The following is a 26,537-nucleotide window of genomic DNA, read 5'->3' on the forward strand; positions in this document are numbered from 1 at the left end:
AGCCATGCTGACCATTTATGGCATTAAAAATTGCAATACCATGAAAAAAGCCTTTGATTTTTTAAATGATAAAGGCGTGGCGTATGAATTTTTTGATTATAAAAAGTCAGTGCTGCCAAAGGCGGATTTTGATAAGTTTGTCGTATTATTTGGCGATAAAGTCATCAACAAACAAGGCACAACCTACCGCAAATTTGATGATGACACCAAGGCGGTATTGATGAGTGATGACACTTTTGCTATTTATGAGATTATTAAGGACAATCAAAGCGTACTCAAACGCCCAATGGTGATGGGAGAATATCAAGGCAAAGAGGTGGCATTGATTGGTTTTGGTGATGAGTGGGAGCAAGTGTTGGCGTGATGTGTGGTGATTTGTCATGTGCTTAGCAGTTTGACCATGTGGGCAGTTTATCCTATTATCCTAAATTTTATGCCTTTTATCGGAATGTTTCGGTGCTGATGGCTTGTTTGTATTTATTGATAACATTTGTCAAAAACTTTTGCTAAAATAGTATGAGTTTTTTAGGATAAAGGAAGATGCAATGAAACGTTTTTCTATGGCGGTTGTGAGTGCCACTTTAATGCTTTCTGGCTGTGCTACGGTGGCGGATTTGACAGGTAATACCAGCACCAGTTTAAATGCCCAAGCCAGCTCAGATTATCAAAAAATTTTAAGCGGTGAATCAATAGACACCACATCTGCCACTGCCAAAACAGTACAGCGTGCTTTTATGCGACTGCGTCCTTATGCAGATGCGATGAACAAGACAGGCGTTAAGTTTGATTGGAAAATGACCGTTGTTCGCTCAAATACGGAGAATGCGTGGGCGATGCCGGGTGGTAAGATGGCATTTTATACAGGGCTTGCTGAAAATCTCAATTTGACCGAAGGTGAAATTGCTGCGATTGTTGGTCATGAGATGGGTCATGCCTTACAAGAACATTCCAAAAAACAAGCAGGAGCCAGTGTGTTATCAGGACTGGCGGTGCAGATAGGAGCAGCAGCCATTCAGTCTAAGACAGGATATAGTGCCGGTGCGGTGAATTTGGGGGCGGATTTATTGCATGAATATGGTTTGGACAAACCTTATTCTCGTAATCATGAGTATGAAGCAGATGCCATTGGCATGAAACTGATGGCACAAGCTGGATACAACCCCCAAGACGCCATCAACGTTTGGAAAAAAATGAACGCCAAGGATTCAAGTGGCAATACAGTCATTGGCAACATCATGTCCACTCACCCCAATAATGACAACCGCATCAAAGCGATGGAAAAGTTATTGCCTGAAAATATGGCGATTTATCAGGCAAATCAGCAGAAGCATGTGCCTGCCCAAGCGACCACGCCACAAACCAAAAAATCAACATCAAAACCTGCCAAATCCACCAACAAAAAAACCAACAAACATTAACCAAAAGCCCCCAATATTGGGGGTTTTTTATGGGTGAAAAACTTAATTGATTATGGTGTGTTATCTTTGGTGTCATCTTGGCGTGTTTTTTGGCTGTTTTTAGTGGTGCGTAATACTGGTCTAAACCGCCACTTTTTAACTCGCCAAAGAACAACCAGCACAATCATACCAAGTATGAATGCCCAAAGACTGCTTAGCCACAAGATGAACGCCAAGAAATATCCCCACCCTGCATATAGGCTTTGGATAAATTTATGTCCAAAATTAGCACGATTATCTTTGGCGATGTGGGCATTTGTATCGGGCATAATCTGCTCAAAAATTTGCGGTTCTTGATAAAGAGTTAGGCTGATGGTGCTAAATGCCACTTGTTCAGCAAGTGCTTTTCTGTCTAGCTCGGCAAGGGCTTGACGGTATTTTGATTGGGCAATGCTGTCTATATGGGCGGATTTGTCTGTCAAATCGTCCGTCTTGGCGGGATTAAGGCGTTCCAGATCCGCCTGTTTTTGGGCTTCTATCTGAGCGTGTAGTAGTTCACGCTGTAAGTCTAGTGCCACATCTTTGGCGATGTATTCTTGTTCATGCAAAAACACCATTTGTTCTTGTACGTGGTTTAAAAATTCGTTCACACGTTCTTTGGGAATGCGTACGGTCATTTGGCTTTGACGCACGAAATGTGTCAGCGTTTTAATTTTGCCATCACCAATGGGATAGCTGTGTTTGTCAGTAATTTCATTAAAAATCTGCACTTTTTGTAAATATCCGCCCGTATTTAGCGTTAAATCTTCAAGGGTTTTCACTGTTTTAACCACATCTGTTGTGCCAAAATGCACCTTCACATTAACAACAAACCGTTTATCAGCCAAATGAGTTTGTTCATCTTGAATGGTGCTTTGGCTATTTAGCAAATTGTTGTCTTGTTGTAGTGCAGCGTGTTCGGTGGTATTTTCAGCGACAGCTTGCTCGGCAAATTCATGTTCAGGAGCTTTTGAGCAAGCAGATAAGATAAATAGGATACATAAGAGCAGGGCAGATTTATGCATGGCAATGTCCAAGTTTTTTGGATAATATAACGAATTTTTACTTTAAAATCAATCGTATATTGGCATAAGGGTGAATGGGGCTAGTGATGAAATTTTATGCTTTTATCTGATTTTTGTGAACATTTATCGTGTTTATGTTGGTGTTTTAAAATTTTTATGTTAATTTTTGTTCACAAATAAGTATTCATGTATCATCATGATATAAAAATGTAACTTAGTATGGAGTGATTTTATGAAAAAACATGCACTTGGCGTATTAACATTGGCGGTTGGTTCATTGTTGACTGCTTGCGGTGGTGGCTCTGGCAGTAGTGGTGTTGTTAGAGATGCGTTGTTGGATAGCAAGCCTACGGTGAATAACAATACAACAAATAATGGAGCAAACAACAACGTTCCTGAGAATGGCTCTCCTGAGAATGGCTCTCCTGAGAATGGCTCTCCTGAGAATGGCTCTCCTGAGAATGGCTCTCCTGAGAACAATAACACAAATACTAATGATTTAAATGAAAATATTACCCCGCCATCAAAGTTAAAGACCACTAAATACGGTCAAGTCATCGCTCAGCCAAAAGGTCAAAGTGTTTCTGAGGATATGCTCAAAGAAATACCTAATGTATCAGATATAAAAACACTGATTATCAATGGACATAAATTTAGTTTGGGTGCAGTAGGAGATTATGCTGGTGTGGATAAACATACCTATAATTTAAACCATGTCAGCTATGGTCTGATTGATGATTATGCTCGGTCTCGCATGGAATATGCCTATTATCAAGGCAATCGTACGGTTGATATGCCAAAGTCAGGCGTAGCAAAATATGAAGGCGGTTTGGTGGCTAGTTGTAATGATGAGTTAGTTTGTCGTAATGAGTATCACTCAGGTAAATCATCATTTGAAGTGAATTTTGGTGAAAAATCTTTAAAAGGTTTACTGTCGGCTTTGGGGACAACATTGCAGGTTGCTGGTGAGATTCAAGGAAGTACTTTTTCAGGCAATCATCAAGATACTAAAATTTCAGGAGCGTTTTTTGGAGATGATGCCCAAGAGATGGCGGGCGTGTTTTATCATAAAAATGTTAAAACAGGTCTGGAAGCAGGTGGTGCTTTTGGGGCAACCAAGCAATAAAGTATCAAAAAAGCCAAGTGAAATGCTTGGCTTTTTATTTGTCAGTTTAGGCAGTTCTTAAAATCTGTGTTCCCACCCCTTCTTCGGTAAAAATTTCTAGCAAACAAGCGTGTGGCACTCGCCCATCTACAATGGTGGCACTTCTTAGCCCTGCTTTAACGGCGTCTAACGCACCTGCGATTTTTGGTATCATGCCACCGCTAATGGTGCCATCTGCGATAAGATTATCCACATCTGTGGGCGATAAACTGGTGAGTACGTTGCCGTTTTTATCCAGTACGCCTTTGATGTTGGTGAGTAGTAGCAAGCGTTCGGCGTTTAAAAATTCTGCCACACGACTTGCCACAAGGTCGGCGTTGATGTTATAAGTTTCACCAGTTGCATCCACACCTAATGGGGCAATCACAGGAATAAAATCACTATGAATCAGCATATCAATAACGTCTGTGTTAATGTGGGCAACTTCACCAACAAACCCTAAATCAATGGGGTTGCCGTCTTTGTCATTCATGGCAAGTTTGGTGGCTTTGATGAGATTGGCATCTTTACCTGTCAAACCAATGGCACGACCGCCATGCTTGTTGATGAGATTGACGATGGATTTATTGACCGAGCCACCAAGCACCATCTCCACCACGTCCATGGTTGCCTTATCAGTAACTCTCATGCCATCAATGCGGTCAGATTCGCGCCCAAGCTGTGCCATTAAAGTATCCACCTGCGGACCACCACCATGCACCACCACAGGGTGAATGCCCACGGTTTTTAATAGCACAATATCACGAGCAAATGAGCTTTCAAGCACAGGGTCAGTCATGGCATTGCCACCATATTTGATGACGATAAGTTTGTCTTTATAACGCTGAATATAAGGCAGGGCGGTGGTGATGACTTCTGCTGTGTGTTTGGCTTCATCAAGGGTTAGGGCTTTGTGTTGCATGATTTTTTCCTGTTCATGAGATTTTTGATTGGATGGGAGTGTTGATGGTAAATTTATCAAAATACGTTTTATTTTATTCCAGAGCTGCCAAAACCACCTGCACCACGCTCGCTTTTGTCTCTAAATTCATCAACTACATCAAAGCTGGGGCGAGCCACAGGCACAACCACATATTGAGCCATACGTTCGGCAGGATTTAGCGTAAAGTCTGTATCACTTCTATTCCATAGCGACACCATTAGCTCACCTTGATAATCCGCATCAATCAGACCCACCAGATTGCCTAAAACAATGCCGTGTTTGTGCCCAAGCCCTGAACGTGGCAAAATCATCCCTGCATAATTTGGGTTGGCAATATAAACAGCAAGCCCTGTGCCAACAAGACAGGTCTGTCCTGCACGGATGACCATCGGCTCATCAATGCACGCACGCAAATCAATGCCTGCTGAGCCATCGGTGGCACGAGTGGGCAGGGGAAAATTGGGGTCTGTACCGATTTTTGGATTTAAAATTTTAACTTGAACGCTGTTCATGATTTGCCCTGATGATTAATTGATGATGATTGTTTAAAGATTGATAAAATACATCAAATTTTTGATGTTTCTATCCATAAGTTTTGCTAATAAATGGGTGATAAAAGTTAAAACATCAACTGGTTTTGGTTGTTATTGGTTGGTGTGTTTGATACAAAAACACCCAAAAACCACATGATTTTTGGGTGCTGTGTATGGTAAGTATTAAGCGTTGCCTTCGTTTTGGCTTTGCAAGAATGCTTGCTCAAAATTAACAGGGGCAAGCAACAGCTGTGGGAAACTGCCACGAGCAACAATGTCGCTGATGACTTCACGAGCATAAGGGAAAAGCACATTTGGGCAATAGGCATTGAGCAGATGTGGCATATCAGCTTCTGGGATGTTGCGTAGTACAAAAATCCCTGCTTGTTGAACTTCGGCAACAAAAGCGGTACTACCAGCATTTTTGGCGGTAACATTGACAGTTAGGACGACTTCTTTGTGGTCTTCATCAAGGTCAGAACTTGCGGTGGTCAGACCAATGTCAAGCTCAGGTTGCCATTCTTTGGTGAATACTTCGGCACTAGGCACTTCTAGCGAGATGTCTTTAACGTAGATACGTTCAAGACCAAGCTGTGGGGCGTTTTGTTCATCTGACATGGATTGCTCCTAATGGTGAATGGAAAATTAGTTGGCTAACAGTTCATCAAGTTTGCCTTGGCGGTTTAGGGCATCAAGGTCGCTAAAACCACCGATGAACGTATCACCGATAAAAATCTTTGGCACGGTGCGGTAATGATTGGTTTTAACCGCCACTTCGTCTGTTTCAGCTTGACTCATGCCAAAAACATCAATCTCTGTATAAGCCACGCCTTTTTGGTCAAGCAGTCGCTTGGCACTAATGCAGTAGGGGCAAGTGGCTTTTGAGTAGATGGTTACGGGTTTCATAAAAGTTTCCTATACACAAACTGTTATTATAACTGCCCTAAATCATGAATTCAACTTAAAACATCAGTAATAAAAAGGTGCTATTTTTTGGCAGTTTTTGGTGTGGTTAAGGGCAGTCCTGATGATTGGTAGTTGATGATACCGCCTTCTAGTCGCATGGCATTGGGTTTGCCCACAAGCTGTACTGCCATGCCCGCTTGCATGCCCATATCGCACACAAATATGATGGGTGTGGTGATGGTCTGTAGCTCAGGTAAATGGGTTTTAAGCTCGGTAAAAGGAATGTTGCGAGAGCCTGCAATGTGTCCTGTGGCAAATTTTTTGGCAGGGCGAATATCAATGACTTGGGCGTTTTCATTGTTCATGAGCATACCTAAGGCATTGGGAGCAACTTTTTTGCCACTTCTTTTGCTTTCTAAGGTAAAAAACATGATGGCAAGCACAAATAAAATCCCAAATAATATGGGGTGATTGCCCATAAATTCAAACCAGCGTTCCACATTTACTCCAAAGCTGTGTACAAACTATTTATTATACCCTAAAATCATCGGGTGTGTTGAGAGTTGATAACACATTTTACAAATAGGTAATGATTTGGCAACATAATGGCAGTTGTTTTTCAAAATTACGTTGAGTATGAAATAGTTAGTAATGTTTGGCTTTGGGGTGATGGTTTGCTTCGGCAACCAAGGTATTAAAACTTTCCACTCGCCGTGATAGCACTTTGCCATCTGCCACCGCTTGCCAAAAGGCACAGCCCTTAGCACTTTGGCTGTGATTACAGTCTCTAAATTGACACTGCCCATGCAAATCATTGAGCTCATCAAAACCTTTTAAAATGTCATTACTTTGTAGGTGCCAAATGCCATATTCACGAATGCCGGGGCTGTCTATGATGCCCCCTTTATCAAGATTAGCAGGGTCATAAGCAAACAGTCGGCTGGTGGTGGTGGTGTGCTGACCAAGTTGTGAGTTTTGTGAGATGATGTTGGTTGCTTGCATGGCGTGGGGTAATAAGTGATTGATTAAACTGGATTTTCCAACCCCTGATTGTCCTGCAAAAATGACCAATTTACCATCAATATGCTGGCGTAGCTCATCAAGACCTATTTGTTCGTTGGCAGATGTGGTGATGACATCAAAGTGATATTTTTTGCCAAGTGATTGATATTCTTGTAAAATTTTAAGACTGGTAGGGTGCTCGGCAAGCAAGTCTGCTTTATTTAATACCAATAATGGATTTACATTTGATAAGCGACTAATCAGCAAATAGCGGTCTATCAATTCGGTAGCAGGTTTGGGCAGAGGGGCAAACACCACCACAAGCATGGCAATATTGCTGGCAACAGGTTTAATTTTGTGGTAACGGTCAGGACGAGCAATGAGCGTGGTGCGTGGCAACACGGACTCTATCACGCCTGTGTTTGTGGTGGTATCGGTGGTAAAACCCACAACATCACCAACCGTCAAGGGCGGTAGCGTGGTGCGAGCATGACAACGCCACACATCACCTGTTTGTGTGCTGTTTGTGGTTTTTGGTGGTATGGTTGTTTGCACATCTAGCTGTTTGCCAAAGTGGGAGATGACCACCCCTGTGGCAAGCACGCCATCATCAATGCTTTGGTGATTTTTTTGGATTTGGCGTGTTTGGTTTTGGGTGAGTTTACGTTTTTTGATAAAAGTCATGACATCATTGGGTGCAAATTTAAAAAGATTGTAGCCCAAAAAAATAGCCCTGCCAAGTCTTAATATGTTTTATGAGCTATCCATTCATCAAATAATGCCTATTAAAAGTAAGATAAATCATGACGCATCATTAAACATTCATAAATCAGCGCCATAAATCTAAGTAAAATACAAAAACCAATCAATTGATGATAACCAAGTTTGGGTAATCACTTTGTAATCCCTGTATATTTCTTAAAATTTTGAGCATAGTCATCGATATTGTCGGCAAGCATTTTTTGGTATTGCTTGGTATAAAACTCAATGATGTCCGCTTTTTCTTTGGCAAAGTCATCGCCTTTGACAAAACCAATACTGGCAGCAGATACCGCAAAACGAGCAGCAGCATAGGTGAGACTGGCGGCCACTTGACCTGCGTGTGAGTTTGGTGATAGCTGACTGTTGGCAAGGGTGATGATGCTGTCCGCACGCTCAAAAAAAGCGTTGGCATCAGTGGGAAGTTGGGCGGTGTTTTCGCTGATTTGCTCGTTGATGGTTGTCATGGTATTTCCTAAAATTTAAAAATAGGTTGGCTTGATATGATTAAAAAAGCCAATCACAGACTGGCTTTTATTTGATGTGATGGCAAACTACCACTTAGCATCCGCTTTTAAGATGTCTGCCTTGTCAGTTTTTTCCCACGTAAAGGCGTGGTCTGTGCCATGACGACCAAAATGCCCGTAACTGGCGGTAACTTCATACATTGGCTGCAGTAAATCTAGCATACGAGTAATGCCGTAGGGGCTTAGGTCAAAATGGGTACGAATCAGGCGAATGATTTCATCATTGGAGACTTTGCCAGTATTAAAGGTATTGACTGAGATGGAAGTTGGTTCAGCCACACCAATGGCGTAGGACACTTGCACTTCAATACGCTCGGCAAGCCCTGCTGCCACGATGTTTTTGGAGACATAACGCCCCGCATAAGCTGCCGAACGGTCAACCTTTGATGGGTCTTTGCCACTAAATGCCCCACCACCGTGGCGAGCCATACCGCCGTAGGTATCTACGATGATTTTACGCCCTGTCAAGCCAGCGTCGCCCACAGGTCCACCGATGACAAATTTGCCTGTGGGATTGATGTGATATTTGGTGCCGGCGTGCAAAAGCTCAGCAGGGATTACTTGTTTGATAATCTCTTCCATCACCGCTTCGTGTAAGTCGCTTTGGCTAATCTCTGGGGCGTGCTGAGTGGAGAGCACCAAAGCATCAATGGCAAGTGGGCGATGAGCGTCATCATAACGCAAACTTACCTGAGCTTTGGCGTCAGGGCGTAGCCAAGGCAGTGTGCCATCTTTACGCAGTTTGGCTTGACGCTCCATTAGGCGGTGAGCCAGTTCAATGGGAGCAGGCATGAGTACATCGGTTTCGTTGCAGGCATAGCCAAACATCAAGCCTTGGTCGCCTGCACCTTGGTCTTCTGGGCGTTGTCTGTCCACGCCTTGGGCGATTTCAGGCGACTGTTTGCCAATCATGTTAATCACCGCACAGCTGCTGCCATCAAAGCCCAAATCACTGTGGTTATAGCCGATTTTATTGACTGTACGGCGAACGATGGCTTCTACGTCTATGTTGGCGTGCGTGCTAATCTCGCCGGCCAGCACCACCGCGCCTGTCTTTACCAATGTTTCGCACGCCACACGAGCGTCTTTGTCTTGGCTTAAAATCTCATCAAGCAGAGCGTCAGAGATTTGGTCTGCCATCTTGTCGGGGTGTCCTTCTGAGACAGACTCTGAGGTAAATAGTTGATAATTCATAGGATTTTCACAATTTAAATTAAAAAACTTACGACATTCTGGTGGCTTTTCATCATTTGCCTTGATGAAAGATAAAACGATAAAATGGCAAATCTAGGCTTGACAGAACAGGCAATGCCCAAAATCGTAAGGCGAGAATATCTATCATTTATGTAGATATTTGGGGGTGAATTATACATGATTTTTATTAAAAAAGGGCTGATAAACAAAAAAATATTTTCAATCAAGGATGAATGACGTTCATTAAAATTTTAGTCAAAGTAAAAATTATCCATATCTGTCAGCTCACGCTCTAATACCTTTGTCATGATTTGATGATTGATGAGCTGACTATTTTGTAATAAGGTAAGATTATCAGGATTGAATAAAGGATTATTTAAAAGTGGATGTATGATAGATAATAAACATTGAGCAAGATAACTATTGATGGGTAAAATCATTGTTGGCTGTTTGTGATAAAAATTATTTGCCAAAATTTTTAAATACTCTTTTAATAAAATGGGCTTGCCAACAAAATCATACACGCCATTTTTATGATGAGTGATGATGTTTAAAACACCCAAACAAACATCATGAATGTGAATGGGCTGTATCATAAAGCGACCGTCATTAGGCAGTATCCAAATTGGCAACTTGGCAAGGGTTACAAACAATCTGGTGCTGGCACCGCCTTTGCCAAATACCAGTGATGGGCGTATGATACTGACCTTAAAATCATCATCAGTCAAATCAAGAATGGCTTTATCGCCACGCCCTTTGCTGCCCAAAAACCCAATGGGATGCTGACTGTCTGCACCTAATGCAGATAGGTTTATCCAGCGTTTGACCCCTTGCTGTTTGGCGATGGTGGCAAGCTGTTTGGGGGTATGGTGATGGATGGTTTCCATGCGTTTATCATCGCTCATCACCCCAATGGCATTGATGACAAGGTCAATGCCAGCAAACAAATCAGGCATGATAGTTGGCTCATTAAAATCCAATGAGCGTGAGGATAGGGTTTTGACATTAAATAATGGTTTGATGGCATGATAAATATGCCTGCCAATAAACCCTGTATGACCAAATAATAAAACATTCATCGGTGTTAATAGATTATCATGAAAAAATACCATATCCTAAGACGTTTTTAAAAAATTTAGGTCATTATCATAAAATGTAAATCCAAGCTCTAATAGCTGTTTGGGATAAACACGTTGTCCATCAATCAACAATATTGCCATTTCACCAAAAAGCAGTTTGATAAGCCAAGACGGTAAATGACACAAGGTGGGTCTTTTTAATAATTGACCAAGAGCCAAAGTAAAGCTGTGGTTGGTCATGGCATTTGGGTTGGTCAGATTATAAAACTGATGTGCAGGTAGGGTGCTATTGATATTTTTTTGTATGATAAATATGATGGCATTAACCCAATCACGCACGCTTATCCAGCTAAATGACTGCTCGCCTGTGCCAAGTCGCCCGCCCAAGCCCAGCTTAAACGCAGGTAAAAGCTGTTTTAACATGCCGCCATGATTGTCCAGTACCACACCTGTGCGAATGATGGCGATGTGTTGCGTGTTGGCGGTGAGTGCCAAAGTTTCCCATGTTTGGCATAGCTTGCTAGCAAAATCTTCTGTGTTTGGCTTGCTGTGCTCATCAAAGATGACCGAGTGCTTTGCCGTGCCATAATAGCCAAGACCTGAACTGCTGATGAGCAGTTTTGGCTTAGTATCAAGCTGATTGATGTATGTCAAAACCGCCTGCGTGGGCAAAATTCTGCTGTTTAGTAGCTCGGATTTTCTGGTTTTGCTCCATCGTTTGTCGGCGATGCCTGCTCCTGCCAGATTGATGATGACATCTACGGGCTTTTTAAAGCCCCTAAGCGTTTGGTAATCAATGACTTTGATGTTTTTGGGCGGTGTGATGCTACTTGGATTTTGGCTTACCCAAATGATTTGATGCCCTAAATTTAACAACGCCATGCTCAGTCGCTGACCCAAAAACCCACTGCCACCTGTGATTAAAATTTTCATCATTACTCCTATTTTTATCATGGTTAATTTAAATGCTTACATTGGTTTGATGACCATTAAAAAGAATATCACCACGACTGCCAAAAACGCAGGATAGCCTGCCAGCTCCCATTTTTTGGCGTATTGCCAGTAGCTTTGGGGTAGTGTACTGCTTGTGTCGCAGGCGTGTTTGGCGATGTTTTTCATTTGTAGTTGCCACCATACCACAGGCAGCCACAACATACCAACAAATAAATACAGCCCAATACTCACCCAAATCCATGTCGCTGACCAAGGGATACCCAGTTTTGACATCAGCCACACCCCTGAGATGGGCTGAAAAATCACACAAGGCGTGGTAAACCAAAAATCTGCCTTGCACACCCAGTAGCTGACCACCGATTGAGCAGAAACAGAGCCACTGCGATTGACCACAAACAAATAAAATGCCGTGCCAAACCCTGTGCCAGTGATGATGACCGCAGATAAAATGTGCAAAGTTTTGACAAACTGATAAAGCAATAAACTGTCCATCTGTGTTCCTTATGTCGTTTGATGATATTGATACAAATACAATAACATTGCCATGATGGGCAGATTTTTCATGATTGGGGCAAAAGGGTGTATGAGTTGCTCTATCAATAATGTTTTTGGTAGAAAAACAAATATCAACACATTATAAGTAATCACGCAGATGAGCTGTATCAGCCACAATAAAGGCGTTTGACGCAGCTTTGTCATGATGAGTATGGCAAATAATATGTCCAAACATGACGCACCATATAATAACCATAAAGAAAATTGATGATGAAACCCCATATGTGCCAATAAATCAATACCAATGTCTTGATAATGCAAAGAAATCATACCACTATATAACCACAATAGGGCAAGAGAATGATATAAATAATTAGGCGGTTTCATGATGTTCCTTTGATGTGTTAAAATCTTTTGGATTGATTTTTGGAATAAATAATTTACCAATCAGCATGGCAGATATGCCACCAATAGAACCCATTGCCCAAAGTTTTGCCATATCAGATGGCTCATTTAATGCCATATTTGACCAACACAAAAAATAAATCGCTGATATGAATGTGCCAACAACATATAAATGCACATAATCATGCCAATCAACAATAATAAACCGCCGATAAGCCACATAAACCCCCATCAATAAAGCAGGAATAAAACCAAAAACAATGCCAAAGACACCAAAGATAACCACCATAAAAAGATAGGAAATATCTATGTTGTTAAAATTAGATATTGCCATGATACTGCTTATTAAACCAATGATACACCCACCAATAAAACCACCAAGCAAAACAAAAGCCAAAGGTACATATATTGGATAAGAAAAACTGTTTTTGTGCGTACGTCTTGTTTCTTTTTTCATGGTGTGTCCTGATAAGTGTAGTTAAGGTTGTTTATGTGGGATTATTTGATAAATCTGCTCACCACAAATCCTGAAAATCCACCCACGCAGGCAAACATCAAACTTGTTGTGAGTGCTTCTAATGCGTGCAGATGGCTTAAACACACTACTAACGCACATAGTAAGCTGATGACAAAACTGATAACGGCTGGCTGTAATATGATGGCAGGTATGTTGTGATGGTTGAGTCTTTTGCTGTATGCCACCGCCATGCCTGTCAATAAAGCAGGCACGCCCCCAAGTATTGCCCCAAACAACAAAAATAAAGGCAATAAAGCCAAGGTGTCTGGCAAGGTATCAATCAGTCTGTCATTGATGATATTGATGATCAGCGTAACCCCAAAAACAAGCAGTGTCCCCACAAGCACACCCAATATGGTATAAGCGATGATGATAAATAAAGCAGAGTTGTTTTGGTGGAGCTTAGTGTCCATTTAACTGTCCTTTTATTTATAAATTTCTGTAAATACAGAAATAAATGATTAAAATTTTTAATATTTGCTAGAACCACACGCAATGACGCATTGTGTATGATTTTTGGGTTATTTTAAAAACTTTTGTACGGCTGTGCCTAGTTTTAAAAGTTTGGCGAGTGTGGGCGTGGAGAGCTTGATGATTTCATTAAGCCATGTAGAAATGCTCTCCATAAACAGATGAGTGTCTTTGATACGCCCTTGTACTTCTTTGTTTTCGTGGCTAAACTCTGGTGAGTGTATCAGCTCATCTAAAAAGGCGACCGTTGGGGCAAGCTCACGTTTGTAACGCTCTTCCATGATGACACGAGCCAATGCCCACACATCAGTATTGGTGGTAAAATAATCGCGTCTGTCGCCTAAAATGTGGGTGGTCTGCACCAAATTTAGGCTTTGTAACTCTTTAATGCTATTAGAAACATTAGAGCGAGCCACACCAAGTGTTTCCACAATCTCTTCGGCATTCATCGGCTTGCCAATTAGATACAGTAGGGCGTGGATTTGGGCGACGGTGCGATTGACACCCCATTTGCTGCCCATTTCGCCCCAATGTAGCACAAATTTTTCGGTGGTGGGATTAAGTTTCATAAGAGTTTGGTGCTTGGCACAAAGATGAGTTTAGTTTATATATTTTTGATATTTCTGTCAAGAGTGAAATTTAAAACATATTACTTGATTGATGATTTGTAAGTCAAACAAAATAACTTTAAATTGGTGATGTTGATTTTTGATAAAAAATACCACCTATCGCTAGGTGGTATTTGTGAGATGGGTTAGCCAAGTTTGGCGATAATCTCATTAAAGGTGGTACTTGGACGCATGGCTTTATCCAGTAGCTCACGATTGGCAAAGTAGTAGCCTTCGGTCTCAACAGGGCTACCTTGTACGCCGTTTAGCTCGCTGACGATTTGGTTTTCAGCTTCATTTAAAGCAGCGGCAATAGGAGCAAACTCATCAGCTAAGGCTTTGTCGTCTGTTTGCTTGGCTAGTGCGTTTGCCCAATACAAAGCCAAATAAAAATGACTGCCACGGTTATCTAGCGAGCCAAGTTTACGTTGTGGCGATTTGTCGTTGAGTAGTAGCTCTTCGGTGGCCTTATCTAGGGTGCTTGCCAGTACAGCGGCTTTGTTGTTGCCTTCACGTTCTGCCAAATGCTCCAAAGACACCGCCAACGCCAAAAACTCACCCAAGCTGTCCCAGCGTAGATAGTTTTCGCTATTAAACTGCTGAACGTGTTTGGGTGCTGAGCCACCTGCTCCTGTCTCAAACATACCGCCACCGTTCATGAGTGGCACAATAGAGAGCATTTTGGCAGAAGTACCCAGCTCCAAGATGGGGAACAGGTCAGTCAAATAATCACGCATGACATTACCAGTAACACCGATGGTGTCTTTGCCGTCTTTTAGGCGTTGTAGGGTAAAGTTGGTCGCTTCTACCAGTGGCAAAATGTGAATTTCTAATCCATCAGTATCGAGCTCGGCAAGATAGGCTTTGACTTTTTTAATCAGCTGGGCATCGTGAGCACGTTTTTCATCTAACCAAAACACCGCAGGCGTGTCAGATAGGCGAGCTCGTTTGACTGCCAAACCTACCCAGTCTTTGATGGGGGCGTCTTTGGTTTGACAGGCACGCCAAATGTCGCCAGCTTCTACATCGTGGCTAAGTAGAACATTGCCTTGTTCGTCAATCACTTCTACCTTACCATCAGCGGTGATTTCAAAGGTTTTGTCATGACTGCCGTATTCTTCTGCTTTTTGAGCCATCAAGCCCACGTTTGGCACTGTGCCCATAGTGGTGGGGTCAAACGCACCATGCTCTTTACAAAACTCTACCACCGCATGATACAAGGGGGCGTAGGTGCTGTCAGGAATGATAATTTTGGTGTCTTGTTGTTTGCCGTCTTTGTTCCACATTTGACCTGACGTACGCACCATCGCAGGAATAGACGCATCAATGATGACATCAGATGGGACGTGTAGATTGGTGATGCCTTTGTCGCTATCCACCATCGCCACATCAGGGTTGTTGGCATAAGTGTCAGCAATCAGAGCTTCTACGTCAGCTTTGACATTTGGCTCTAATTTGTCCAAATTGGCAAGTAAATTACCAAAGCCGTTATTGACATTCACGCCAACTGCTTCTAGCTCTTTACCATATTGATCAAACACAGGTTTAAAGAATGATTTGACCGCATGACCAAAGATAATCGGGTCAGACACTTTCATCATGGTGGCTTTCATGTGTAGGCTGTATAGCACGTCTTTGGCTTTGGCGTCTGTTACTTGTTCGTCCAAAAACTCAACCAACGCTTTTTTGCTCATAAAGGTGGCATCTAGGATTTCACCTGCTTTTAGGGCTAGGGGCTTTCTTAGGTCGTGGCTGTTGCCATCTTTGTCAGTAAAGACGATACGCACGGTGGTGGCATCAGGCACAGTAACAGATTTTTCGTTGTGAAAAAAGTCGTTATCGCTCATGGTGGCGACGTGCGTTTTGCTGCTTTTTGACCATGCACCCATAGAGTGGGGGAATTTTTTGGCAAAGTTTTTGACTGCTTTGGGAGCACGGCGGTCGGAGTTGCCTTCACGCAGCACGGGGTTTACCGCTGAGCCTTTGACACGGTCATAGCGAGCTTGAATGTCTTTTTCTTCGTCTGTTTGGGCGTTGGTGGGATAATCAGGAATCCCATAACCATCATCTTGTAGCTCTTTGATGGTGGCAAGTAGCTGGGGCATACTGGCTGAAATGTTAGGCAGTTTGATGACGTTGGCATCAGGGCGAGTAACCAGCTCGCCAAGCTCGGCAAGAGCATCTGTTTGCTGTTGGTCTTCTTTTAAAAATTCTGGAAATTGCGATAAAATACGGCTTGCCAAAGAAATGTCGCTGACAGCAAACTCAATCCCTGAGCTTTTGGTAAATGCTTTGATGATGGGTAGTAGCGAATGCGTGGCAAGGGCTGGGGCTTCATCGGTATAAGTATAAACAATGGTAGATTTGCTCATAAAAACTCCAAGTTTAGATGGTGGAAATGTTGCAAATTCTTTTGCAATAGGTGTTCGTGGTTATTTTGATGGCGTTGAGCTTCTTTGTTTGACAATATAAAAATAAACAAATGTTCACAATTAACCAAAAATAAGACTTATTATGCCATATTTTTAATGATTTTCCTAACTTTTTTTAAGAACTAAGTCAAGTATTATTTTTAAATAAAATGGCAAACATAATCTAAATTTTATGATTTAGCCACGGCTTTATGCGGGTAATGATAATGATAAAAAAGTTGGTTGGTGATTAAAAGCAAAAAACCCAAAGCGATGTTTGGGTTTTTGTCAAAAGCTGTCATGGCAAATCAGTGGTGATGACCGCCTTCACCGTGAGCATGACCATGAGCAATCTCTTCATCAGTAGCAGCTCGCACGTCCACCACTTCCACATCAAAGGTCAAAGCAACACCTGCTAGGGGGTGATTGCCATCTACAACAACGACATCATCAGACACATCTTTGACAGTAACAAGCATGACATGACCATCATCAGTTTGGGTTTGAAACTGCATGCCTGCTTCAATGTTTTGTACGCCTTGAAAGTTGGCACGGGGGACTTCCTGCACTGCTTCGGCAAGGTACTCACCATAAGCATCAGCAGGGGCGATGGTGGCGGTGAATTTGTCGCCTGCACTTTTGCCAAGCAGTTGTTGTTCAAGACCGGGGATAATGTTGTGATGACCATGCAGATAGGCAAGGGGTGCATCTTTTGATTTATCAAGCACTTCACCTGCATCATTGGTCAAAGTATAATGAAATTTTACCACGGTATCTTGTGCGATGACTGTCATAAAATAATTCCTATAAAATAATAAAAATGTTTTTGTTGCCTAAGACACCAAAAACCGGCGTATTATAACAAAGTTTATCATTTTCGTCATGTGTTATCTTTAAAGGTAGATGAACGATGCGTTTGACAAAAGTCATTTATGTCGCTTGATTATCATGTTTTTGTAAACCAAGCACCCAATTTAAAAATATTGCCATAAAGGTTGCTGTGCCAATGCCACCCAAATCAAACGAACCAATCATCAAACCAAAATTGCCCGTGCCAAGAATGATGGTAACGGCGGCGACCATCAGGTTTTTGTTGTCTGAAAAATCCACCTTATTATCAATCCAGATTTTTGCCCCTGCAATGGTGATAAGCCCAAACACCACAATGGATGCTCCTGTCAGTACAGGACTGGGAATGGTTTGGATTAATGCACCAAATTTAGGCGACAGTCCAAGCAAAATGGCAAACGCCCCTGCCACCACAAATACCAAGGTGGAATAAACCCGAGTGATTGCCATCACGCCAATGTTTTCACCATAAGTGGTCATGCCTGTGCCACCCACGCCAGCCGATAACGCCGTTGCCACGCCATCTGCCACAAATGCCCGCCCCAGTTGTGGGGTGAGGTTTTCGCCCGTCATCGCACCAACGGCTTTGATGTGCCCCAAATTTTCTGCCACCAAAATAAATGCCACAGGGGCGATAATCAGCATGGCATTGACATCAAAAACAGGGGATGAAAAATTTGGTATGCCAAACCATTTTGCTTGCCCAATCACAGCAAAATCAATGGGCGAACCCATGCCAAGACCATTAGTAACAATCACATAAATCACATAAGCAAGCACCAATCCTAAAAGTAGCAACAGCCGTTTGATAAAACCTTTGGCAAAGACGGCAATACCACTCATACATAAGACAGTTACCAAAGTCATGGTAAGCTCAAATGGTTTGCCTGCAACCGTTGATACAGTTACAGGGGCAAGATTAAGACCGATAATCATGACCACCGCACCTGTTACCACAGGGGGCATCAGTCGCTCAATCCACCGAGTGCCTGTGCCCATCACCACAAAGCCAATGATGGCGTATAGCACACCGCAGGCAATAATGCCCCCCAACGCCACACCAAGATTGGGGTTTGCCCCAGAGCCTGTGGCGTGAGCGGTTGCCGCTGCCACCACACCAATAAACGCAAAGGAAGACCCCAAATAACTTGGTACTCGTCCACCTGTCATCACAAAAAATAAAATCGTACAAATTCCGCTCATCATGATGGCAAGATTGGCATCAAAGCCCATCAGTATCGGAGCAAGCACGGTCGCCCCAAACATGGCAAGGACGTGCTGAATGCCAAGCATGATGGTTTGGGTGGGTGGCAGATATTCGTGTGTTTTGACAGGATTGGTGGCAATATTGCCCTGATAGGCAGAAAATTTGGGAAACCAAGACATATTTTTACCTTTATTGTGCTTTACTATAACTGTGTGGTGTTTTATTAAATCAAAGATGTGAATGAAAATTATAAATATCCATAAATCCCATCATGATAAATCTAAAAATCATCAGCCCAAAAAAAGCGATAACTAACAATCATCGCTTAGGATTTGGGAATAATTAAATCACTTTCAGACAGTCGCCATCGCCCCTTTTTTTTGCTGGCAGAGCGTCCTTTTAAGGCGGTGTTGCCAAGCAGTTTGTGCATGGAGTGGCTAGAATGAGCATGACAAATCGCACACGCCAAACCATCAGATGCGTCCGCTTGTGGAATCACTTCCAAAGCCAAAATGCGACATACCATGGCAGTAACTTGCTCTTTATCTGCCGCCCCATAGCCACAGACGGCTTGTTTTATCTGACGAGCGGTATATTCTGATACGGTCAAACCTTGTGCAGTCAAAGAAGCAATCGCCGCCCCACGAGCTTGACCAAGTTTTAAAGCAGAATCAGGATTGGTTGCCATAAATACTTGCTCAATGGCAGAATGTATTGGCTCATCATGGTATTTTTGGTAGTGCTGTACAATCCGAGCAATTCCCCCAAAAATCTGACTAATCCGCTTGGGCATCTCGGTGCTGTCAGTGCGTATCGTACCTGCATCCAAAAAGGTCAAATGGTCGCCTACGGCACGAATAACGCCGTAACCTGTCATGCGTGAGCCGGGGTCTATGCCGATAATCAAAGTCATGATTTTGCCAAAAATTAAAGATAAATTACGTTCAAAGCCTTGAAAAATTAGCATTTGAACAAACATTGAATTATAACCTATTTTATGTCAAAATTCATCATTTGTATTAAGTTAAGGAAAAATTATGGGCGTGGTCGTTGGCATTGCACTGGTTTGGTTCATCATTGAGATGTTGCTTTGGTATCTGATTGCTCAATTTATTAGCGGTTGGTTGGTGTTTATTTGGTTTATTGTGGCGGCTGTGATTGGCATTGGTTTGATTAAAAAAACTGTTGGCACGCTAAACCCAATGGCTCAGCAAATGAAAAACGGCACCATTCCAAATCCTGCCAATCAGCCCCCTGAAAACGTGATTACCAAATCTATCGCCACAGGTTTGGCGGGAGTGCTGTTTTTGCTACCGGGGTTGTTGACCGATGTGGGGGCATTATTAATCCTACTGCCTGCCATTCAAAAGATTTTGACCAATAAAGCCAAAAATTATGCCATGAATAATCAAGAAAAAATGATGGCAATGATGGCAAAACAAATGGGTGGCACAGGTATGTTTGGTAACATGGGAGCAAATGTCAATCCAAACAATCCTTTTGGACAAGGCAACCCCTTTGGACAAGGCGGTTTTGGTGGTTTTGGTCAAAGAACGGTGATTGATGGGCAATCCAAAATCAAACAAAAATCCGCCAATGACGACTGATGAGTGTTGATGCATAAAGGCGACAAAAGGCGTATCAGGCAAGACAGCCCACGCCTTTTTTGCTTAAAAATACGCTATAATAGAACTAAAATATAGCGAGTTGTTTGATGGATATTGTACAATATTTGCACGGTTTGGTGTCGCCAAATTTAGGCGAAGATGTTCAGGCTGATTTGTTAAAGCAGTATTATGCACTAAGTGTCTGCCACATGGCACAGACTGACGTTGATGTGTCTAAACAGACGGATATTTTGGGTCTTTGGGGGGAGCAGACACAAGCTCTCATCAAGCGTTTATCACGCAGTTTTCATGTGTCGCCCCATGACCTATCCACACAACTCAACCAAGCCACGCCCATGATGATGGCGGAGTTGTCAGGACTGCTTGAAGGTCAGTCTTGGCAATATGTGTTAGGCTTGGGTGTCAGTGCTTTGTATTTGCCAGCATGGGCAGGCGAGTTTATCAGCAGTCAATTTGTTTATTCTCATGACGTTAGTGATGACGGGGCGAGTGATGATGAGCAGTCAGATGAGCATGATGAGAACGAGACAGTACTTAGTAAACAGACCGCACACATCAAACCATCGCACCATAAACCCAAAAAAACAAGCCCAATCGCTTGGGGGTTGGGTGTGTTGGCATTAGCAACACTGGTGGGGCTGTCAATGGGTGCTTGGTATGTGTATCAGTCCAACAAAGAAACACCTGTGGCGACACAAAATGCACCAAACAGCACGCTCAATCCACCACGTCTGCTTTTAACCACAGGCGAAAATGGCACATTGTATGGCTGTTTGGCGGAAGTGGGGGATAATGCCTTACAAGCACAGTTCATGCAGATTGTGCAAAAAAACTTCGGTCAAGTGGATTGTATCATTGACATAGACAGTGCTTTTGGCTCATCGTTGGTGGGACTTGAACGCTTAGAAAGTATCATTGCAATGATAAAATCAGAAGCTTTTACCAGCATTGAGATTGTTGGTGGGCAAATCATGGTCAATCACCCAAAAACAGACGTTTTAAATCGTCTGGTGGGCGACATTGGTTTGCTTGCACCACAGTTTAGTGTACAAGCAGTACCGCCTTTGGATAGGGCAGGTGCCATCAATGCCAGCATTGCCAAAGCAACAGACGCCATCAACGCCCTAACCGCCACATCAACACCATATCAGTTGGTGCGAGCGATTAATTTACAGCATTTGGATTTTTATGGTACGACCGAACTGCCCGCTCAGTATCATGCCCCACTTGGGTTGTTTGCTCAAAAACTTATCCAAAATCCCACCATCAAACTTATCATTGCCAGCCACACAGATGCCAATAATCCTGATGGCACGGCAAATGTGGCACTTTCCCAAGCCCAAGCCCAAGCGGTCAAAGATTTTTTGGTACAATCGGGTGTGCCTGAATCTCAGTTGGTCGCCAAAGGCGTGGGTCATGCTTTTGCCATCAGTGATAATGTAACTGCAACTGGGCAATTTAAAAACCGCCGTGTGGAGTTTTTGGTGTTTGATGAAGCGATGATGACCATGTTATCTGATAAGACCAATAAGATAGCTACCACCACCCCTGCCCCTTACGAACGCCCGCAAATGGTAGAATCTGCCCCTTATGTGCCAAGCGATGCAGTAGCCCCCATGCCTGTTAATGGCATGCCCCCTGCCATGTTGCCTGAGCCTGTGCAGAGTTCTGCTCAGTCTGCCCCTGTGCCACAGCACACACCACCTGCTTATGAGATGGGTGATGTAGATGGTGAAACAAGTGCATCATCAGAAACATTGCCTGAACCAAGCACGCCCAATGCAGCACATACAAATAGCAACATTCCCCAAGAGCTGTTGGAGCTGTCAGAGACGTCCATTGGTTCTGATGGGGTCATGCGTGGACCATCTTATGAGATTCGCAAATAACGCTTGGGCTTTATGTGTTTTATGTGAGTTTTTGTTATTTATTGTTGCCAGCTCTTTTTTTCTGCGGTCAAATTAACGACAATACATCTTAACTGTCAAACTGTATTTGATGTGTGATTAATCATTCATCTGATTTGTGTTTGGTATTTTTTCGTATAAAGATGCGTGGTATTTGGCATCTGTTTTAGTTAGGGAATTTTGTCATGAACATTATTGAACAACTTCATCAGCTCATCACCCCCAAAGTTTTGGAGCTTGTTAAACATCATACAGGTGATGATGAGAGCAAGCGACAGCTTTTGACTTCCATCTATGGGATTTTGGGGGCTCGTTTGTCAGATGAGTCAGCAGTTGAGCGTGTAGAATCATTGATTAAAAATGATGCAGATGCATCACACGATGGCAAAAAACTGTTGGATACATTGCTTCAAGATGAGCATGGCAAATCACAAGTGCCACTACTGACAGGCGAGCTTGCCAAAGAGTATCATTTGCCTGAAAGCACCACCAGTGCCACACTCACAACTGCCACACCCTTGGTGCTTGAACAGTTTAAAGGTTTGGCAGGTACTGGTTCTATCTCTGCCTACCTAAAAGATAAATTAGAAGATTTTGTGGCTCTTTTGCCAAGCTGGGCGACAGCATTATTGCCAATGGGTTTGTTGGCTGGCATTGCAGGCGTGGCAGGTTCTGTGGCAAGCACCGCCAAAGATGCGGTATCAGATTTGGCAACGGGCGCAAGTAACTTGGCAAGCAATGTTGCTGATGGGGCAAAAGGTGCTGTCAGTTCTGTGGCAAGTGGTGTCAGCTCTGCAACATCCAATGTCAGTCATGAAGTGGCTGAAACTGCCAAAAAAGGCGGTGGTTTTTTAAAGAGCTTATTGCCCATCATTGGTCTTATTATTTTGGCAGGTCTTATTTGGCTACTGTTACGTAGCTGTCAAGACAAGCCTGCACCTGTGGCAAAACCTGCTGACACACCTGCCACCAAAGAAGCTCCTGCAAGTGTTGCCCCAGAAAACGCAAAACCTGCCACATTTAGCCTATCTACTGATGAAGCAGGTAATGCAGTTTATGCTTGTCAAGGTCAAGCAGGTGGTGAAGGTGTGTTCGCGTCCATTCGCACTGCATTGGCAGGCGTGTTTGGTGCAACGGACAAATGTGAGCTAAATTTTTCAAAAGAGCATGCTGATATGTTGCCAGTTGGTGAGCATTTGCCTGCGATTTTTGGGCTGATGAAAGGCGTGCCAAATGCCAGTTTGACCGTTAATGACAAAAACATTCGCCTAAATTCTACCGACCCTGTGGCTTTGCAAAAACTCATTGATGGCGTAAAAGGCATTGTGCCAAGTGATTTTGTGGTGGAAGCTGAGCCACAGATTGACGCTCAAACGGCGGTAACAACCAGCTTAGAGTCTGCCAAAACTGCCCTAGACAGTTTAACTGAGACGGCAACTGCCGAAGATGTGGTAGAAGCACTTAACCTACAAATCATCAACTTTGCCACAGCGTCTCATGCTGTCCCTGATGAAAACAAAGTGATTTTGGATACAGCAGCAGCCAAATTGACCAGCTTGCCAAAAGCTCGCCTAAAAATCACTGGTCATACTGACAACAAGGGCAACCATGCTTATAACCAAAAACTTTCTGAACGCCGTGCCAATGCGGTGCGTGAGTATTTGGTGTCTAAGGGCGTGCCAAATGAACAGATTGAGATTTTTGGGGCAAGCTCTGATGAGCCTGTGGCATCTAACGCCACCGAGCAAGGGCGTTTCCAAAACCGCCGTATTGAATTTACGCTCATTGAAAAAGATGGCACGATAACTGCCGTGGGCAATGCTGACAACAGTCAAGCTGTCGCTAATGCAAATGCCAACGCCAGCGATGCCACCAAAACTGACGAAGCACCTGCCAAACAAGCTGATGCCAAGTAATCATGTGGCGCAAATCCAAACGGTCATGATTAGTCGTTTGGATTTTTTATGGCGTTTTAAATGAGAAAAATGATGGCAAGTGTGATTTTGTTTAACAAACCTTATGGTGTGCATAGCCAGTTTCGCAAAGACCATGAAAATATGGCAACATTGGCGGACTTTTTTGATGATAAAACATTAAGGGTGGCAGGACGACTGGATAAAGACAGTGAAGGCTTGCTTGTTTTGACTGATGATGGTCGGCTTAACCATGCCATCACCACGCCAAAATCAGATAAAAGATGGGGCAAAACTTATCTTGTTCAAGTGGAAAATATCCCCACACAAGCACAAATTGATGCTTTAAGAGCAGGCGTTACCCTAAAAGATGGCAAGACTTTACCTGCCATTGTCAAAGTGCTAGACACGCTCCCTATTGCTCTGTGGCAAAGACAACCGCCCATCAGAGAGCGTCAAACCATACCAACGGCGTGGCTGTCCATCACCATTTTTGAAGGTAAAAACCGCCAAGTTCGGCGAATGACCGCTCATGTGGGTTTGCCATGCTTACGCCTTATTCGCCATCAGGTGGGTATATGGACACTTGGGGAGCTGGGTGTGGGGCAGTTTGTTCGCTTGGCGGTCAATCCCAACAAGCTCATCAGCCACCCACCTTTACCCAAAATCAAGCCACGCACCACCATCACCTGATAGGAAGTATTCGCTATGTCTTGACAGCTTACCTGCTTTGACATCAAATACCATCAGTTCATCACGGCGAAAAACATGAACGCAAATATCATCGCCAGTCAGGGCAATGGTGCGATTTAGTTGGTCTTTGCTGGCTTTAATGCTGTCTATGGCGATGATGACATCACCAACAGACAGTCCTGCACGACTGGCGACACTATCACGTTGTAAATGACTGATTTTTAGCCCAAGGGGGTCATCTTTATAGGTCATGCCCCATTGTTTTGCACGGTCTTTGGTGATGATGGTGATGTTGTGGGGGCTTAATAGTGTTTGAATGGGTAAATCTTTTGTGCCAATGATGTAATTGTCATAAAAATCTTGCCAATTGTCCGCCCCCATCATCTTGCTGATGACTTTGCCCAGCTCATCGGTGGTCAGCCCATAGCGTTTGTTTGATGTGTGTTTTGATAAGTCATAAAAATGCTTGATGACATCAAACAAACGATGACCGTGCTTTATCAACATCAAATCCAAGATAAGAGCGACCAAAGCCCCCTTGTTATAATAACTGATGCTTTGATTGGTGGTGTTTTCGTCAGGGCGATACAGTTTTATCCAAGCATCAAAACTAGACTCTGCCACGCTTTGATGTGCTTTACCATCGGTTTGGGCGTAGCGGTTGAGCTGAGCGGTGATGAGTTTTAGGTAGCTGTCTTTGCTGATGACCCCAGCACGCAGCAGCATCAAGTCATCAATATAACTTGTAAAGCCTTCAAATACCCACAAAAGTGGCGTATAACTTTCGGCAGTCAAATCATTATCCATCATCACATCAGGGCGTACTGATTTGACCCACCATGCATGAAAATACTCATGGCTACACAAGCCCAAAAATCGCTGATAATCTGCTGACGGTTCGTCTTGTTCCAAGATACTTGGCAAATCAGTGCGTGGGGTGATAAGTGCGGTGGAGCTGATGTGTTCTAGTCCGCCATATTCACTCCCTGTCGCCACAGTCATAAAGGTATAATCATCAAATGGCACATCACCCAGCCAATCTACATAACTTTGGCAAATCATCTGGACATCATCGCTTAGGCGGTGTATGTTGGTATTGTGGCGACCTGTGATAAAAAAGCGGTGATGAACGGGGCGAGCGTTTGTTTTGACATTAAAATCAAAATACGTCTGCTGACTGATTTCAAAAGGATAATCATAGCTGTCAAAAGCGGCGATGTTATTTAAAATAAAATCCACGCCATCATCATGAGTGTGTGTGTCATAAGGCAATCCAATGGCAAGGGTGGCGTTGGGATTTTTTTGTAAAAAAGCCTTAGGCACGGATAAAGTGATATTGCACAAATTTTGTTCTAATGACGACACCATCATCAGCAAAGAAGTAAAATTGCCAAACAAACGTGTGCTGTCCACAAAAGCAGTACGCACAGACAAGTCATGACAGTACACATCATAATGCACACTAACTTTATCATGTTGGTGGGTGTGGGGCAGGACGTAGGTGTTTTTGCTTGTTTTTTGAGCGATATGGTGTGTGTTATTGATGACATAGCTGACTTGGGCGATGTGCTTGCTAAACTCACGCACCAAATAACTGCCTGCTATCCAAGTGGGCAACCATAAGCGAACATGGTCGATAGGAGCGATAAATTCTAGGTGAACACGCACCAGATGGTCATAATATTTGTCAAAACTTAGATGATAAGATGGGGCGGTCATGATTTTTCCTGACTGATAAATGGGAATATTTTAACGATAAAATGCCATTTTGTCTAAAAAAGTGAATGTCTTAATATGCGTAAATGTAACTCAACTGTAAAAAATCGTGTATAATTAACCGCATTATTTTATAATGGCGGTTTACCCATTGCCATCAGGCGACAGGCAACACAAGCGGTTATTGTGTTGCTTTTATTTTGTGTGGCGATTAT

The 26,537-nt window shown here is 43.1% G+C and carries 29 protein-coding genes; 7 read left to right on the forward strand and 22 right to left on the reverse strand.

The window, feature by feature from the left end; genetic code table 11:
* The first annotated feature begins 4 nt into the window (after positions 1-4).
* Together CEW93_RS01225 and CEW93_RS01230 are read left to right on the forward strand one after the other, a co-directional pair.
* A complete protein-coding gene (locus CEW93_RS01225) occupies positions 5-364 on the forward strand; it encodes an ArsC/Spx/MgsR family protein (RefSeq protein ID WP_089539621.1) in 360 nt (119 codons plus the stop codon).
* Positions 365-545: 181 nt separating this feature from the next.
* Positions 546-1,418, forward strand: coding sequence for a M48 family metallopeptidase (locus CEW93_RS01230; protein ID WP_089539622.1), 873 nt, complete (start codon positions 546-548; stop codon positions 1,416-1,418).
* Positions 1,419-1,468: 50 nt separating this feature from the next.
* On the opposite strand, the gene CEW93_RS01235 is transcribed toward CEW93_RS01230, so the two are convergent.
* Both CEW93_RS01235 and CEW93_RS11055 read right to left on the reverse strand, forming a co-directional pair.
* A complete protein-coding gene (locus CEW93_RS01235) occupies positions 1,469-2,461 on the reverse strand; it encodes a DUF4349 domain-containing protein (protein WP_089539623.1) in 993 nt (330 codons plus the stop codon).
* 274 nt (positions 2,462-2,735) lie between these two features.
* The gene (locus tag CEW93_RS11055; RefSeq protein WP_370511927.1) at positions 2,736-2,960 is read right to left on the reverse strand and encodes a pentapeptide repeat-containing protein; all 225 of its coding nucleotides are present in this window, start codon (positions 2,958-2,960) and stop codon (positions 2,736-2,738) included.
* 255 nt (positions 2,961-3,215) lie between these two features.
* On the opposite strand from CEW93_RS11055, the gene CEW93_RS11060 reads away from it, so the two are divergent.
* A complete protein-coding gene (locus tag CEW93_RS11060) occupies positions 3,216-3,587 on the forward strand; it encodes a Slam-dependent surface lipoprotein (RefSeq protein WP_370511928.1) in 372 nt (123 codons plus the stop codon).
* A gap of 46 nt (positions 3,588-3,633) precedes the next feature.
* Here the strand turns inward: CEW93_RS11060 and argB are convergent, their stop codons facing one another.
* The 19 genes from argB to ruvC form a co-directional block, all read right to left on the reverse strand.
* Complete coding sequence (argB, locus tag CEW93_RS01245) at positions 3,634-4,527, reverse strand: acetylglutamate kinase (RefSeq protein ID WP_089539376.1); 894 nt, start codon at positions 4,525-4,527, stop codon at positions 3,634-3,636.
* Between the two features lie 68 nt (positions 4,528-4,595).
* Positions 4,596-5,060, reverse strand: coding sequence for a dUTP diphosphatase (gene dut, locus CEW93_RS01250; protein WP_089539377.1), 465 nt, complete (start codon positions 5,058-5,060; stop codon positions 4,596-4,598).
* Between the two features lie 204 nt (positions 5,061-5,264).
* Complete coding sequence (gene secB, locus CEW93_RS01255; protein ID WP_089539379.1) at positions 5,265-5,699, reverse strand: protein-export chaperone SecB; 435 nt, start codon at positions 5,697-5,699, stop codon at positions 5,265-5,267.
* Between the two features lie 27 nt (positions 5,700-5,726).
* Positions 5,727-5,987 carry a glutaredoxin 3 gene (gene grxC, locus CEW93_RS01260; protein ID WP_089539380.1) on the reverse strand — a complete coding sequence of 87 codons (261 nt, stop codon included), beginning with the start codon at positions 5,985-5,987 and terminating at the stop codon, positions 5,727-5,729.
* An 80-nt stretch (positions 5,988-6,067) separates the two neighbouring features.
* Positions 6,068-6,487, reverse strand: a complete 420-nt coding sequence (locus CEW93_RS01265; protein ID WP_089539382.1) for a rhodanese-like domain-containing protein — start codon at positions 6,485-6,487, stop codon at positions 6,068-6,070.
* Positions 6,488-6,632: 145 nt separating this feature from the next.
* Positions 6,633-7,673, reverse strand: coding sequence for a ribosome small subunit-dependent GTPase A (gene rsgA / locus CEW93_RS01270; RefSeq protein ID WP_089539404.1), 1,041 nt, complete (start codon positions 7,671-7,673; stop codon positions 6,633-6,635).
* Positions 7,674-7,882: 209 nt separating this feature from the next.
* On the reverse strand, positions 7,883-8,215 hold the full coding sequence (locus tag CEW93_RS01275; protein WP_089539384.1) for a DUF3144 domain-containing protein: 333 nt from the start codon (positions 8,213-8,215) through the stop codon (positions 7,883-7,885).
* 87 nt (positions 8,216-8,302) lie between these two features.
* Positions 8,303-9,469 carry a methionine adenosyltransferase gene (gene metK, locus CEW93_RS01280; protein WP_089539385.1) on the reverse strand — a complete coding sequence of 389 codons (1,167 nt, stop codon included), beginning with the start codon at positions 9,467-9,469 and terminating at the stop codon, positions 8,303-8,305.
* 251 nt (positions 9,470-9,720) lie between these two features.
* A complete protein-coding gene (locus CEW93_RS01285; protein WP_089539386.1) occupies positions 9,721-10,548 on the reverse strand; it encodes an NAD-dependent epimerase/dehydratase family protein in 828 nt (275 codons plus the stop codon).
* 36 nt (positions 10,549-10,584) lie between these two features.
* Positions 10,585-11,481: a TIGR01777 family oxidoreductase gene (locus CEW93_RS01290; protein ID WP_089539387.1), complete on the reverse strand. Its 897-nt coding sequence runs from the start codon at positions 11,479-11,481 to the stop codon at positions 10,585-10,587.
* Positions 11,482-11,517: 36 nt separating this feature from the next.
* On the reverse strand, positions 11,518-11,994 hold the full coding sequence (locus CEW93_RS01295; protein ID WP_089539388.1) for a DUF2269 domain-containing protein: 477 nt from the start codon (positions 11,992-11,994) through the stop codon (positions 11,518-11,520).
* A gap of 9 nt (positions 11,995-12,003) precedes the next feature.
* Positions 12,004-12,384, reverse strand: coding sequence for a DoxX-like family protein (locus tag CEW93_RS01300; protein WP_089539389.1), 381 nt, complete (start codon positions 12,382-12,384; stop codon positions 12,004-12,006).
* Positions 12,371-12,859 (reverse strand): hypothetical protein, encoded by a 489-nt coding sequence (locus CEW93_RS01305; protein ID WP_089539390.1) that lies wholly within the window; start codon positions 12,857-12,859, stop codon positions 12,371-12,373. Before CEW93_RS01305 ends, CEW93_RS01300 begins: the two co-directional genes overlap by 14 nt.
* A gap of 41 nt (positions 12,860-12,900) precedes the next feature.
* On the reverse strand, positions 12,901-13,332 hold the full coding sequence (locus tag CEW93_RS01310; protein WP_089539391.1) for a hypothetical protein: 432 nt from the start codon (positions 13,330-13,332) through the stop codon (positions 12,901-12,903).
* A 108-nt stretch (positions 13,333-13,440) separates the two neighbouring features.
* Positions 13,441-13,959, reverse strand: coding sequence for a GbsR/MarR family transcriptional regulator (locus CEW93_RS01315; protein ID WP_089539392.1), 519 nt, complete (start codon positions 13,957-13,959; stop codon positions 13,441-13,443).
* A gap of 185 nt (positions 13,960-14,144) precedes the next feature.
* Entirely contained in the window at positions 14,145-16,370 is a 2,226-nt protein-coding gene (locus CEW93_RS01320; protein WP_089539393.1) for an NADP-dependent isocitrate dehydrogenase, read from the reverse strand.
* A gap of 347 nt (positions 16,371-16,717) precedes the next feature.
* Positions 16,718-17,203: a peptidylprolyl isomerase gene (locus CEW93_RS01325; protein ID WP_089539394.1), complete on the reverse strand. Its 486-nt coding sequence runs from the start codon at positions 17,201-17,203 to the stop codon at positions 16,718-16,720.
* Between the two features lie 136 nt (positions 17,204-17,339).
* Entirely contained in the window at positions 17,340-18,644 is a 1,305-nt protein-coding gene (locus CEW93_RS01330; protein WP_089539395.1) for a solute carrier family 23 protein, read from the reverse strand.
* A 146-nt stretch (positions 18,645-18,790) separates the two neighbouring features.
* Positions 18,791-19,378: a crossover junction endodeoxyribonuclease RuvC gene (gene ruvC / locus CEW93_RS01335; RefSeq protein ID WP_089539405.1), complete on the reverse strand. Its 588-nt coding sequence runs from the start codon at positions 19,376-19,378 to the stop codon at positions 18,791-18,793.
* A gap of 124 nt (positions 19,379-19,502) precedes the next feature.
* On the opposite strand from ruvC, the gene CEW93_RS01340 reads away from it, so the two are divergent.
* The 4 genes from CEW93_RS01340 to CEW93_RS01355 all read left to right on the forward strand — a co-directional run bounded on the left by CEW93_RS01340 (position 19,503) and on the right by CEW93_RS01355 (position 24,606).
* Positions 19,503-20,072 (forward strand): FxsA family protein, encoded by a 570-nt coding sequence (locus CEW93_RS01340; protein ID WP_089539396.1) that lies wholly within the window; start codon positions 19,503-19,505, stop codon positions 20,070-20,072.
* Between the two features lie 107 nt (positions 20,073-20,179).
* Complete coding sequence (locus tag CEW93_RS01345) at positions 20,180-21,982, forward strand: OmpA family protein (protein WP_089539397.1); 1,803 nt, start codon at positions 20,180-20,182, stop codon at positions 21,980-21,982.
* 203 nt (positions 21,983-22,185) lie between these two features.
* Positions 22,186-23,916 carry an OmpA family protein gene (locus tag CEW93_RS01350; RefSeq protein ID WP_089539398.1) on the forward strand — a complete coding sequence of 577 codons (1,731 nt, stop codon included), beginning with the start codon at positions 22,186-22,188 and terminating at the stop codon, positions 23,914-23,916.
* A gap of 60 nt (positions 23,917-23,976) precedes the next feature.
* The gene (locus tag CEW93_RS01355) at positions 23,977-24,606 is read left to right on the forward strand and encodes a pseudouridine synthase (RefSeq protein ID WP_255503882.1); all 630 of its coding nucleotides are present in this window, start codon (positions 23,977-23,979) and stop codon (positions 24,604-24,606) included.
* Here the strand turns inward: CEW93_RS01355 and CEW93_RS01360 are convergent.
* Positions 24,571-26,325 carry a M61 family metallopeptidase gene (locus CEW93_RS01360; RefSeq protein ID WP_089539399.1) on the reverse strand — a complete coding sequence of 585 codons (1,755 nt, stop codon included), beginning with the start codon at positions 26,323-26,325 and terminating at the stop codon, positions 24,571-24,573. The two genes, CEW93_RS01355 and CEW93_RS01360, sit on opposite strands and share 36 nt — an antisense overlap.
* Between the last annotated feature and the right edge of the window lie 212 nt (positions 26,326-26,537).

Origin of the sequence: Moraxella sp. VT-16-12 (assembly GCF_002224245.2) — a bacterium.
Lineage (GTDB): Bacteria > Pseudomonadota > Gammaproteobacteria > Pseudomonadales > Moraxellaceae > Moraxella.